The 12,888-nt window shown below is 68.7% G+C and carries 11 protein-coding genes; 2 read left to right on the plus strand and 9 right to left on the minus strand.

The genetic code is table 11. The annotated features are described in order from the left end of the window. Positions 1 to 20: 20 nt before the first annotated feature. Complete coding sequence (locus ASG69_RS13610; protein WP_056447998.1) at positions 21 to 773, plus strand: exodeoxyribonuclease III; 753 nt, start codon at positions 21 to 23, stop codon at positions 771 to 773. A gap of 9 nt (positions 774 to 782) precedes the next feature. Here ASG69_RS13610 and araA read toward each other — a convergent pair whose 3' ends face one another. The 9 genes from araA to ASG69_RS13655 all read right to left on the minus strand — a co-directional run bounded on the left by araA (position 783) and on the right by ASG69_RS13655 (position 11,753). Beyond that, positions 783 to 2,327 (minus strand): L-arabinose isomerase, encoded by a 1,545-nt coding sequence (gene araA / locus ASG69_RS13615; protein WP_056447653.1) that lies wholly within the window; start codon positions 2,325 to 2,327, stop codon positions 783 to 785. Between the two features lie 79 nt (positions 2,328 to 2,406). Continuing rightward, positions 2,407 to 3,084: an L-ribulose-5-phosphate 4-epimerase gene (locus ASG69_RS13620; protein ID WP_056447655.1), complete on the minus strand. Its 678-nt coding sequence runs from the start codon at positions 3,082 to 3,084 to the stop codon at positions 2,407 to 2,409. Beyond that, positions 3,081 to 4,763, minus strand: coding sequence for a ribulokinase (araB, locus tag ASG69_RS13625; RefSeq protein ID WP_056447657.1), 1,683 nt, complete (start codon positions 4,761 to 4,763; stop codon positions 3,081 to 3,083). The genes ASG69_RS13620 and araB overlap by 4 nt, the downstream gene beginning before the upstream one ends. Beyond that, complete coding sequence (locus ASG69_RS13630; RefSeq protein ID WP_027503751.1) at positions 4,760 to 5,788, minus strand: LacI family DNA-binding transcriptional regulator; 1,029 nt, start codon at positions 5,786 to 5,788, stop codon at positions 4,760 to 4,762. The genes araB and ASG69_RS13630 overlap by 4 nt, the downstream gene beginning before the upstream one ends. Next, positions 5,785 to 6,828 carry a galactofuranose ABC transporter, permease protein YjfF gene (yjfF, locus tag ASG69_RS13635; protein ID WP_037183810.1) on the minus strand — a complete coding sequence of 348 codons (1,044 nt, stop codon included), beginning with the start codon at positions 6,826 to 6,828 and terminating at the stop codon, positions 5,785 to 5,787. Before yjfF ends, ASG69_RS13630 begins: the two co-directional genes overlap by 4 nt. Further along, complete coding sequence (locus ASG69_RS13640; RefSeq protein ID WP_231476089.1) at positions 6,825 to 7,931, minus strand: ABC transporter permease; 1,107 nt, start codon at positions 7,929 to 7,931, stop codon at positions 6,825 to 6,827. Before ASG69_RS13640 ends, yjfF begins: the two co-directional genes overlap by 4 nt. Further along, entirely contained in the window at positions 7,928 to 9,553 is a 1,626-nt protein-coding gene (locus ASG69_RS13645) for a sugar ABC transporter ATP-binding protein (RefSeq protein ID WP_027503748.1), read from the minus strand. The genes ASG69_RS13640 and ASG69_RS13645 overlap by 4 nt, the downstream gene beginning before the upstream one ends. Before the next feature lies 1 nt (position 9,554). After that, on the minus strand, positions 9,555 to 10,544 hold the full coding sequence (locus tag ASG69_RS13650) for an ABC transporter substrate-binding protein (RefSeq protein ID WP_056447659.1): 990 nt from the start codon (positions 10,542 to 10,544) through the stop codon (positions 9,555 to 9,557). Between the two features lie 192 nt (positions 10,545 to 10,736). Then, positions 10,737 to 11,753 (minus strand): aldose epimerase family protein, encoded by a 1,017-nt coding sequence (locus ASG69_RS13655; RefSeq protein ID WP_056447661.1) that lies wholly within the window; start codon positions 11,751 to 11,753, stop codon positions 10,737 to 10,739. An 87-nt stretch (positions 11,754 to 11,840) separates the two neighbouring features. On the opposite strand from ASG69_RS13655, the gene trpS reads away from it, so the two are divergent. Then, a complete protein-coding gene (gene trpS / locus ASG69_RS13660) occupies positions 11,841 to 12,884 on the plus strand; it encodes a tryptophan--tRNA ligase (RefSeq protein WP_056447663.1) in 1,044 nt (347 codons plus the stop codon). Positions 12,885 to 12,888 lie beyond the last annotated feature (4 nt).

Here is a 12,888-nt window from a genome sequence, read left to right on the forward strand (position 1 = left end):
GCGCCGCGGTGCGCAAGGGCATGCTCGAGTGGCTCGAGCAGTCCGCGGCGGACATCGTCTGCCTGCAGGAGACGCGGGCGACGGACGAGGAGCTGCTCGCATGCCTCGCTCCCGCGCTGGGCGAGGGCTGGCATCTCGTGTCCGCCGAGCCGTCCGCGAAGGGCCGCAACGGTGTCGCCATCCTGTCGCGGGTTCCTGCGGACAGTTTCGTCGTCGGGTTCGGGAGCGCCGAGTTCGACGACGCGGGGCGCTGGATCGAGGCCTGCTTCCCGGCAGTCGGAGCAGATCCGGCCGTCACCGTCGCCAGTCTCTACCTGCCGTCCGGTGAGGTGGGCACCGAGAAGCAGGACTCCAAGGAACGGTTCATGGCCGCGTTCGAGCACCGTCTCGCGGCGCTCGCGTCCTCGGGCGAGCATCACGTGGTCTGCGGCGACTGGAACATCGCGCACACCGAACGGGATCTGAAGAACTGGAAGGGCAACCGCACCAAGTCCGGCTTCCTGGCGAGCGAGCGCGCCTGGCTCGACGCTCTCGTCGGTGAGTCGGGAGCATGGGTCGACGTGATGCGAGCGCTCCACCCGGACGTCGACGGGCCCTACAGCTGGTGGTCGTACCGCGGTAAGGCCTTCGACAACGACGCCGGGTGGCGCATCGACTACCAGATGGCCACCCGGGACTTCGCGGACCGCGCGAAGGACGCCGTGGTCGAGCGGGCCGACACCTACGACCAGCGGTGGTCCGACCACGCACCGGTCACCGTCGTCTACCGCTGACCGGTCGGCTCACAACGCGGCGGCCAGTCGGTGGTACGCCGCGTTCCAGCGCAACGTGCGCTGGAAGTCTCGAGTGGTGGTGCCCTCCTCGATCGTGAGCAGCTCCACCGCGATCATGTCCGAGAACGCTTCCAGTACCGGCAGATCGAGCGCGGTGCTCAGCACCGTGTGATGCGGTGCGCCGGCTGTGAGCCACGACTCCGCGGACACCGACAGCGAGGGCTGCGGTTTCCACACGGCGCAGGCCACCGGCAGGGAGGGCAGCGCCTCGTCCGGCTCGACGACCTCGATGACGTTGGCGGTGAGGCGGAACCGTTCGCCGACGTCGGAGATGCCCACGACGATGCCGGCGCCGGGATCCGCCGTGAAGCGCAGTCGTACGGGATCCTCGCGCCCGCCGATCGACAACGGATGGATCTCGAGAGTCGGGGTCGCCGTGGTGATGGACGGGCACACCTCGAGCATGTGTGCCCCCAGGATCTTCTCCTCGCCGGGCACGAGGTGGTACGTGTAGTCCTCCATGAACGACGTGCCGCCGGGCTGCCCGATGGCCATGGTCTTCATGGCGCGCAACAACATCGAGGTCTTCCAGTCGCCCTCGCCGCCGAAGCCCCACCCGTCGGCCATGAGCCTCTGGACCGCGAGTCCGGGGAGCTGACGCAGGCCGCCGAGGTCCTCGAAGTTCGTGGTGAAGGCGCCGAATCCGCCCTCGGTCAGGAACTGTCGCATTCCCGCCTCGACCTGTGCGCCGTAGCGCAGCGACTCGTGTCGATCGCCGCCCGGCCGCAACGCGGACGCGACGTCGTAGGTCTCGACGTACTCGTCGACCAGGGCGGACACCGCGGACTCGTCCACCGCGGAGACGACCTCGACGAGATCGTTGACACCGTAGGTGTTCACCGAGACGCCGAACCGCAGCTGAGCCTCCACCTTGTCGCCCTCGGTGACGGCCACGTCGCGCATGTTGTCGCCGAAGCGCGCCAGCCGGAGCGACCGCATGTCGGCGCGACCGCGCGCCGCACACGTCCACTGTTCGACGCGCCGGACGACGGCGGGATCGTCGACGTGTCCGGCGACGGTGGTCCGCAGCACACCGACGCGGGACTGAATGTGACCGAACTCCCGGTCGCCGTGCGCGGCCTGGTTGAGGTTCATGAACTCCATGTCGATGGTCGACCACGGCAGCGACATCCCGGCCTGCGTGTGCAGATGCAGGAGGGGCACGTCGAGGGCGTCGAGGCCGGCGATCCACATCTTGGCGGGGGAGAAGGTGTGCATCCAGGTGATCACCCCGATGCAGTCGTCGGTCGTGTTGGCCTCGCGCATCCGGTTCAGGATGGACGACGCGTCGAGGAGCACCGGCTTCCAGACCACCGTCACACCCAGTGCGTCGTCGAGTTTCTCGGCGATCGTGCGGGACTGCACCGCCACCTGCTCGAGAGTCTCGGGACCGTACAGACTCTGGCTGCCCGTGAGGAACCAGACCTCGGGTCGGGCGACACCGGACGGTGCGGGCGAGGGGGACGGGGCGGACCTGGTTTCGACGACGGACATGGGAACCTCCTGGTCACCGCAGAGGCGGTGGAACGAGTGCGGGTGAAGACGGGTGCGGAGCGAGTGGTGCTGCGGCGGTTCAGCGTTGGCCGTACACGTTCTGGTAGCGGTCGTGCAGCGCGTCGACGGCGTCCGGTGGGATGGGCAGAGGCCGGCCGAGCTGGTGTGCGAGATGCACCGACCGTGCGACGTCCTCGCACATCACCGCTGCCTTGACGGCGGACCGCGCCGTCGGGCCCACCGCGAAGACGCCGTGGTTCTGCATCAGCACGGCGGGCGACCTGCTGCCACGCAGCGTGTCGACGATGCCGCGTCCGATCGAGTCGTCACCGATCGCGGCGAACGGTCCGACGGGGATATCGCCGCCGAACTCGTCGGCGCACATCGTGGTGACCACCGGGATCGGCTCGCCGCGGGCGGCCCACGCCACCGCGTAGGGGGAGTGGGTGTGCACCACGGCGCCGACGTGATCGAGGTGGCGGTAGACGTAGGCCTGGGCCGCGGTGTCGGAGGACGGGGCATGATCGCCCTCGACCACGGTGCCGTGCAGATCGCACAGCACCATGTTCTCGGGGGTGAGGTCGTCGTAGGAGACGCCGCTCGGCTTGATCACGAAGAGGTCGTGGCCGGGGACCCGAGCGGACACGTTGCCGGCGGTCCACACCACCAGTCCGTACCGCACCAGTTCGGCGTGCAGCGCGCACACCTCGGCGCGGACCGCCTCCACGGTGGCGCGAGCGCTGTCGAGAACGGTCATCGTCGAACCGCCTTCCGGTCGAGCACGTCGCCGCGGAGGGCCCGCAGGTCGCGCATGGTGGACACCTGACGTCCGAAGTGGTCGTGAAGATCGGAGTAGATGCGGAACAGAGCGTCGTAGGCCTGCGACCGGCCCTCGTCGGGTTGGTACGCGCCGCGGTGCACGCGGCCCATCGCCTTCGAGGCCACGGGCACGTCGGCGTAGCAGCCGGCCGCGACTGCCGCGTGGATCGCCGATCCCAGCGCCGGACCCTGGTCGGACCCGATGACCGAGAGCGGCATGCGCAGCACGTCGGCGTAGATCTGCATCAGCAGTGGGTTCTTCGCCAGTCCGCCGGCGACGACGAACTCCTCGACCGGAACACCGCTGGCGCGGAAGGTCTCGACGATGACCCGCGTGCCGAAGGCCGTGGCCTCGAGCAGTGCCCGATAGATGTCCTCGGGCCTGGTGGCGAGAGTCGTACCCAGCAACAGTCCCGACAGACGGTGGTCGACCAGGACGGATCGGTTGCCGCTGTGCCAGTCGAGGGCCACCAACCCGTGTTCGCCGACCTCCTGCTCGGACGCCAGCCGGGTCAGGTACTCGTGGACCGACTCGCCGGCCTCGGCGGCGGCGTCGCGGTAGTCGGCAGGAACCCCGGTGCGCGTGAACCATCCGAAGATGTCGCCGACTCCGGACTGCCCGGCCTCGTACCCGTAGGACCCCGCGACGATGCCGCCGTCGACGACGCCGCACATCCCCGGAACCTCCCGCAGTACGTCGGCGCTCATGACGTGACAGGTGGAGGTGCCCATGATCGCCACCATGCGCCCGGGTTCCACGGCGCGGGCCGCCGGCGCCGTGACGTGCGCGTCGACGTTGCCGACGGCCACGGCGATTCCCTCGGGCAGTCCGGTCCACGCGGCCGCCTCGGCGGTCAGAGATCCTGCACGAGAACCCAGTTCGCCGATCGGCTGGTCGAGCTTGTCGGTGACGAACGCGGCGAACCCGGGTGCCAGGGCGGTGAGGAACTCGGCCGACGGGTACTCGCCGTCCTGGAGAATGCCCTTGTAACCCGCCGTGCAGGCGTTGCGGACGTAGCGTCCGCACAGCTGCCAGACGATCCAGTCCGCTGCCTCGACCCACCGCTCCATGGCGTCGTAGACCTCGGGGTCCTCCTCGTGGATCTGCAACGCCTTGGCGAACTCCCACTCGGACGAGATCAGTCCGCCGTAGCGGGGGAGCCACGTCTCGCCGCGCTCCGCGGCGAGGGCGTTGATGCGATCGGCCTGGCCCTGCGCCGCATGGTGTTTCCACAGCTTCACGTAGGCGTGCGGCCGATCGGCGAACTGGGCGACCTCGTCGAGCGGGGTGCCGTCGGCGAGCGTGGGCACCATCGTGCACGCCGTGAAGTCGGTCCCGATGCCGACCACCCGGTCGGGCGGGACACCGGCATCGCGCAGGGCTGCGGGAACGGCGGTGCGGAGCACGTCGCGGTAGTCGTCGGGAACCTGGAGGGCCCAGGCGTCGCCGAGTCGCACGGAGCCGCCGGGCAGCGTCGACTCCAGGACTCCGTGTCGGTACTCGTGCACGGCCGTACCCAGCTCGGCACCGTCGGAGACCCGCACGACGACGGCCCGTCCGGACAGCGTGCCGAAATCGACTCCGATGGTGTAGGTCTCGTGATCGGGCGTCGTCATGGCTGTTCTCCTGTGGCTCGGGTGGTGCTCGCGCGCACGACGAGTTCCGGAGCGATCTGCGTCTCGGGACCGCCGGTCCCGTCGATCGCCGCTCGCAGGATCTCGATGGCGCGTCGGCCCACCTCGGTGAAATTCTGTCGGATCGTCGTCAGCGGAGGGATGAGATAGGCGGCTTCGGGGATGTCGTCGAAGCCCACGACGCTCACGTCCTCCGGCACCCGACGGCCGTGCTCGTGGAACGCACGCAGCAGGCCCAGCGCCATCTGATCGTTGGCGCAGAACACCGCCGTGACGTCGGGATCGGCCGCCAACCGGGAGCCGCGCTCGAACCCACTGCGCGCGGACCAGTCACCACGGAGCGGAGGGGTCCACGGCAGGCCCGCCTCGTCGAGGACCTCCCGCCACCCCTGTTCGCGCGCGCGAGCCTCGGCCCAACCCAGCGGACCCGCGAGGTGGGCGATGCGTCGATGTCCGGAATCGACGAGGTGACGGGTGGCGAGGCGGGCGCCGCCGACCTGGTCGATGCCGACCGTCCAGCGCGAGGTCAGCGGATCGCCCTCCACGACGACGACGGGCACCACCGCCTCCTCGGAGCGCGCCGCGGCCACCGCGTCGTCGGTCGCGGCGATGAGGACGATGCCCTCGACGCCCTGGTCGTGCAGGTGGTGCATCGCGTCGACGAGCTCGTCGCGCGAGAGGGTCGTGAGACTGACCGCGCTGACCGAGAAACCGGCCTCGCGGGCGGCGCTCTGGACGGTGCGGTGGGTGGTGCTCGGGCCCCAGAATCCGAGCTTGGAGCCGATGATGCCGATGGTGGCCGACCGCTTCGTCACCAGGGCGCGGGCGGCCCGGTTGGGCCGGTACCCGAGCTGGTCGATGGCACGCTGGACCCGTTCCCGAGTCTCCGGACGAAGGTTGTTCTGTCCGTTGATGACTCGGGAGACCGTCTGATGGGACACGCCGGCGAGCCGGGCGACGTCGGCCATGACGGGAGGTCGACCGTCCGTGCCGGTCGTGGTGGTCATGCTCGCCTCGGACGGAAGCGGGCCCGCGGCACCGTGGTCAGACGCTGAGCGACGACGAAGACGAGCAGCAGTGTTCCGACCGTGATCCGGGTCCACCACGAACTCAGGGTCCCGTCGAACGCGATGAACGTCTGGATGGCACCGAGGATGAGGACACCGACGACCGAGCCGAGAACGTAGCCTCGGCCACCCGTGAGCAGCGTCCCACCGATGACGACGGCGGCGATCGCGTCGAGCTCCATGCCGACCGCGTGCAGGCTGTAACCCGACAGGGCGTAGAACGCGAACAGGAGTCCGCCGAGCGCGGCGCAGAAACCGCTGATCGAGTAGACACCCACCTTCACCGCCGCCACACGCAGTCCCATCAGCACGGCCGACGCCTCGTTGCCGCCGATGCCGTAGACCGACCGGCCGAAACGGGTGCATGCGAGGACGTAGGCCGCCACCGCGACGGTCACGAGTGCGATGACGACGCTCCACGTGATGGTGTAGCCGCCCGGGAGCTCGATCACGGCGAACGCGATGGAGCTGAACGTCTCGTCGGTGATGGGGATGGACTCGACGCCGATCATGTAGCAGAGACCACGGGCGAGGAACATGCCGGCGAGCGTGGCGACGAACGGCTGGATCTGGAGGTAGTGCACCAACACGCCCATCGTGGTGCCGAGCAGCGTGCCGCACAGCAGCACGGCGGCGATGACGAGGACGGGGGACCAGCCGAGTTGCAGTGTGCGCGCCGCGATCATGGTCGACAGCGCCACGACGGAGCCGACCGAGAGATCGATACCGCCGGTCAGGATGACGAAGGTCATGCCCACAGCGAGGACGATCAGGAACGCGTTGTCGACGAACAGGGAGAGGAACAGCTGCGGGTCGGCGAAGCCGGGGTAGCGCATCTCGCCGACGCCGAACAGGCCGACGAGCAACGCGAAGGTGGCGATGACCGGCAGGAACCTGCTCGGCGGCGAATAGCGCCGGATGCGGTCCCAGCGGGACGGCGCGGTGGAGGTGGCCGGGGGGCGTGTCAGCAGATCGGTCATGACCGGGCCGCCTTTCGAGTCGTCGGTCTCCTGTGTCGAAGGCCCAGCAGTGACGCTCGGGCACGCGGTGACTGCAGGAGGCAGACGACGATGACGACCAGAGCCTTGAAGAGGTAGTTGGCCTCGGAGGGGATGCCGAGATTCGGGATGGTGCGGGTCAGGGTGCCGATGAGCAGCGCACCGACCACGGTGCCGGCGAGCGAGAAGCGTCCGCCCGTGAGTGCCGTGCCGCCGATCACCACGGCGAGGATCGCGTCGAGCTCGATCCACAGACCGAGGCTGTTGGCGTTCACCGAGTTGGTGTTGGCGGCGATGATGAGACCGGCGATGCCGGAGCATGTCGCCGCGAAGACGTAGACGGTCCACACGATCGTGCGGGCGCTCACTCCCGCGAGGCGACTGGCCTCGGGATTGATGCCGACCGCTTCGACGAGCATGCCGAGGGCGGTACGGCGGGTCAGCAGGGCGGTCACCACGACGACGGCGAGCGCGATCAGCAGTGCCACGGGGAGTCCGAAAACGATCCCCGAGGCGAGCGAGCTGAAGGCCCCGTCCTGCACGGTGGTGATCTGACCGTCCGTGATGAGCATGGCCAGGCCGCGGCCGGCCACCATGAGGACCAGGGTCGCGATGATCGGCTGAATCCCGAACACCGACACCAGCAGTCCGTTCCACAGGCCCAGCAGCACACTGGCTCCCAGTGCCCACACGACGGCCATGACGACGGTGGTGACGGCGCCCTCGTCCGGGGCGGCCGCGATACGGGTGCAGGCCACGGCCGCCGCGATGACGGCGACGGCGCCGACCGACAGGTCGATGCCGCGGGTCGCGACCACGAGCGTCATGCCCACCGCGACGAGGATGAGCGGTGCGGAGTTCCGCGCGATGTCGACGACGTTGCCGAACAGGCCACCGTTCTCGATCCTGATGTCGAGGAAGTCCGGTGTCGCGACGACGTTGACGACGATCAGCGCGATCAGGGCGAGCAGCGGCCAGACGACCGGGTGCGACATCCATCCCGGGGTCCGGCGACCGGCCGGGGCGTCGGACGCCGGCCGTGGCGGGGGAGTCGACGTCGGTCGTACTCCCAGAGTGTCGGTCATGCCTCGGAACTCCTGTCGTCTGCGCGGGTTCCCGCCGCGATGGTCGCGAGGACGTCGTCGACGGAGACTCCTCGGTTGACGCGCTCGTCGATCAGGTGGTGATCGCGCATCACGACGACGCGGTCGCTGAGGCGCAGGATCTCCTCGAGCTCGGCCGAGATGAACACGACCGACATCCCGCGTTCGGCGAGATCGGCCACGAGAGCCTGGATCTGCGCTTTGGCGCCGATGTCGATTCCGCGGGTGGGCTCGTCCAGGATCAGGATCTCCGGTTCCGTGACGAGCCAGCGCGCGAGCAGCACTTTCTGTTGGTTGCCGCCGGAGAGGTTGCGCATCAACGCGTTCGGGTCCGCGGGGCGGATGTCGAGTGCAGTGATGTACTTCTCCACCAGGGCGGTGCGGGTGGCGCGGGGGATCGGGCGCATCCACCCACGAGTGGCCTGGAGCGCGAGCATCATGTTGTCGGCCACCGTCAGGTCGCCCACGACGCCGTCCGCCTTGCGGTCCTCGCTGGTGAGCGCGACCCGTCGATCGACCGCGTTGCGTGGTGTGCGGAAACGTCGACGGGTGGAGTGGATCTCGATGGTGCCGGAATCTGCGCGGTCCGCCCCGCCAAGCAACCTCGCCAGTTCGGTGCGGCCCGATCCCAGCAGCCCCGCGACGCCGACGACCTGCCCGGCGTACAGCCGGAGATCCGTAGCCTCGAGGGCGCCCTTGCGGCCGAGGCCGAGCACCTCCATGACGGGTTCGGTGGTGGGATCGACCACCGTGGGCTCGCGGTCGTCCAACTCGCGCAGGGTGTCGAGCTCCCGGCCGATCATCAGTTCCACCAGGGTCAGTTGCGGGGTGTCCGCCACCGACCGCTCCTCCACCAGGCGTCCGTTGCGCAGGATCGTCATGCGATCCGAGATGCGATAGACCTGGTCGAGGAAGTGGGAGACGAAGACGACGGCCGTACCCGCGTCCCGCAGCCGCTCGATGACCCCGTACAGGGTCTCCACCTCGTCCTTGTCGAGGCTGGAGGTGGGCTCGTCGAGGATGAGCACGCGGGCGTCGACGTCCACCGCACGAGCGATCGCGATCAACTGCTGCACGGCGATGGGGTGATCGCCGAGCACCGACGCGGGATCGACCGCGAGGCCCAGTCGATCGAGCGTCGCACGTGCGCGGCGGTTCATCGCCCGGGTGTCGATACCGCCCACGGCGTCGAGAACGGTGCGCACCGCGCCGCCGGTGCCGCCGAGCAGTCGGTCGAGCCGCCGCGGCTCGCGCCCGAGCAGCATGTTCTCGGCCACGGTGAGGTTGGGCAGGAGGTTGACCTCCTGGTACACCGTGCTGATGCCGGCGGCCTGAGCGGCCGCCGGACTCGCGAACTCGTGCACGGTCCCGTCGACGGTGACGGTGCCGCTGTCGATCGGGTAGACGCCGGTGAGCGCCTTGATCAACGTCGACTTGCCGGCACCGTTCTCGCCCATCAGCGAGTGGACCTCGCCCGGGTAGAGCCGCAGGGAGACGCCGTCGAGGGCACGGACGGCGCCGAAGGTGATGGAGATGTCCGTCATCTCCACGATCGGTTCCGTCGCCGTCGTGGTCGGCGGGGGGACGATCATCTCGGTGCTCATGTCAGTACTGGCGGTCGGCGAGCACGGAGGCGGCCTGCTCGCGGGTGAACGTGGTCTCCTCGGTGACCACGCGCTTGGGTACCTCTTCGCCGGCGACGACCTTCTTCGTCAGGTCCATCAGTTGCGGTCCGAGCAGCGGGTTGCACTCGACGATGTAGTCGATCTTGCCGTCGGCCAGCGCCTGCATGCCGTCCTTGACCGCGTCGACGGTGATGATCTTGATGTCCTTGCCGGGGACGAGGCCGGCCGCCTCGATGGCCTCGATGGCGCCGAGGCCCATGTCGTCGTTGTGGGCGTAGACCACGTCGATGGCCTTGTCGGAGTTCAGGAACGACTCCATGACCTGCTTGCCGCCGTCGCGGGTGAAGTCACCGGTCTGGGACTTGGAGATGGCGATGGTCGGTTGTGCGGCGATGGCCTCGCGGAAGCCCTCGGCGCGATCGATGGCCGGTGCGGCACCCGTCGTGCCCTCGAGCTCGACCACGTTGATGCGTCCGTCGGCGTTGACGTCCGACGTCGCGCTGTTCTCGACGAGCCAGTCGCCGGCCTTGACGCCCTCGGCGACGAAGTCGGATCCGAGGAACGTGGCGTACAGCGACTCGTCCGTCGTGTCGACCGAGCGGTCGGTGAGGATCACGGGGATGTTCGCGCGCTTCGCTTCCTGCAGCACCGGCTCCCAGCCCGTCTCGACGACGGGGCTGAAGGCGATCACGTCCACCTTCTGCTGGATGTAGGTGCGGATGGCCTTGATCTGGTTCTCCTGCTTCTGCTGTGCGTCGGAGAACTTGAGATCGATTCCGGCCTCGCTCGCCGCGCCCTGGATCGACGTGGTGTTGGCGGTGCGCCAGCCGCTCTCGGCTCCGACCTGCGAGAACCCCAGAACGGTCCCGCCTCCGCCGCTCGCGGAGTCGCCTCCGCCGCCGCAGGCACTCAGGATCAGCGCACTGCTCACCAGGAACGTGCTCGCTGCAACGACTCTCTTCGACGTCATCGTGGTCTCCTCTGTAGGCATCACTCCGTGTGACGCGTGACACAGAGTGTGAGCGTTAACATTCCTCCGCGTCAAGAGGTTTGCGAACATTGCCGAAACTGGATGTGAACGCTCACATCAGTGGCATCATGGGCCGGTCGTGAGGCGGCAGGGCCGGACGACCACACCGCGGGAAGGCTGGAGGTGGGCCGACTATCGCGCGGCGAACCTGTACTCGATCACGCAGCGAGACGTCTCGCCCGGGCGCAGGACGGCCGACGGGAACGCCGGCCGGTTCGGGCTGTCGGGGAAGAACTGGGGCTCGAGCGCGAGTCCGTCGCCCTGACGCAGCGCGGTACCGCGTCGGGACACGGTGCTGCCGTCGAGGAAGTTGCCGGTGTAGACCTGCAGCCCGGGCCGATTCGTCCACACCTCGAGCGTCGTGTCGCTGCGATACGACGTGACACGCGCGGCGCGGCGCAACTCCCCGCCGTCCTCGGGTCCGTCGAGGACGAAGTTGTGGTCCACCCCACGCGTGGCCGCAACATGAGGATCGTCGGACCGGACGACGTCGCCGATGCGGCGCGGGAGCCGCAGGTCGAGTGCCGTGCCGTCGACCGGGACGACACCGTTCGTGGGAATGCCCGCGGAGTCCACGGGCACGAACGAGGCCGCGTCCACCTGCAGTTCGAGGTCGTCGACACCGTGTCCGTCGAGATCGATGTAGGCATGGCTGGTCAGGTTCACCACTGTCGTACGTGAGGTCTGCGCGAGGTACTCGATGCGCATCGTGTCTCCCCGGACCGAGTAGACGGCGCGTGCCCGCACCTCGCCGGGGTAGCCCTGGTCGCCGTCGGGACTCACCAGGGACAGTTCCACCTCGTCAGCGGTGACCCGCTCCACCGTCCAGGTGCGGGAGTCGAAGCCGTCGACTCCGCCGTGCAGGTGGTTGTCGCCGTCGTTGCGCGACACCTCCACCCGCTCACCGTCGAGGTCGAATCGCCCGTGCGCGATGCGATTGGCGTAGCGCCCCACGGTCGCCCCGAGGTAGTCCGTGCCCGCGCGCAACTCGGCTTCGCCGGCGACGCCGACCGACACGTCGCGGCGCACACCGTCCCCGCCCGTGACGGTCAGGCGCAGCAGGGTCGCACCGTACGGCAGCACCTCCACCTCGATCCCCGGCGCCGAGCCGATGGTCACGGCGGTGTCGGACGTCCTGTCAGTGGTCATGGCGCAGACCCTACGACGGTCATGGCGCAGACCCTGCGACGGTCATGGCGCAGACCCTGCGACCAGAGGTGATTGAATCTGTAGATCATGACGACCGACACCGCGACCGACAGCGCAGGAGTCGCACCTCGGCACCGAGTGCTCTCCGGCATCCAGCCCACGGCGGATTCCTTCCACCTGGGCAACTACCTGGGCGCGGTGCGGCAATGGGTCGAACTGCAGGACGAGTACGACGCCTTCTACTTCATTCCGGACCTGCACGCCATCACGGTGCCGCAGGATCCGAAGGAGTTGCGCGCCCGGACTCGCCGCGCCGCAGCGCAGTTGCTGGCCGTCGGCATCGACCCCGCGCGCTCCACGCTGTTCGTGCAGTCCCATGTACCCGAACACGCCCAACTCGCATGGGTTCTCAACTGCATCACCGGATTCGGCGAGGCCGGCCGCATGACGCAGTTCAAGGACAAGTCGGCACGCCAGGGCAGCGATCAGGCGAGTGTGGGCCTGTTCACCTACCCTGTGCTGCAGGCCGCGGACATCCTGCTCTACCGCCCGCAGCGAGTGCCCGTGGGGGAGGACCAGCGCCAGCACCTCGAGCTGACCCGCGATCTCGCCCAACGCTTCAACTCGCGCTACAAGAAGACGTTCGTCGTGCCGGAGGCGCACATCGTCACCGGTATCGCGAAGATCTACGACCTCCAGGAGCCGACGGCGAAGATGAGCAAGTCCGGCTCCGGCGTGTCGGGCCGGATCGACATCCTGGACGACCCCGCCGTGTCGGCCAAGAAGATTCGCTCGGCGGTCACTGACAACGAGCGTGAGATCCGCTACGACACGGCGGAGAAGCCCGGTGTCAGCAATCTGCTCACCATCCAGTCCGCCCTCACCGGCACGCCCGTCGCGACGCTCGTCGAGGGATACGTCGGAAAGGGATACGGTGATCTCAAGAGCGACACCGCGGATGCGGTGTCGGCGTTCTCCGCCCCGGTGCGCACGGCGTTCACGGAGTACATGAACGATCCGGCCGAACTCGACCGGATTCTTCGGGACGGGGCCGAGCACGCACGCTCGATCGCGTCCAGGACGCTGGCACAGGTGTACGACCGGGTCGGATTCCTTCCACCGAAAGGCTGAGCGC

Source organism: Rhodococcus sp. Leaf225 (assembly GCF_001426145.1).
Taxonomy (GTDB): Bacteria; Actinomycetota; Actinomycetes; order Mycobacteriales; family Mycobacteriaceae; genus Rhodococcoides.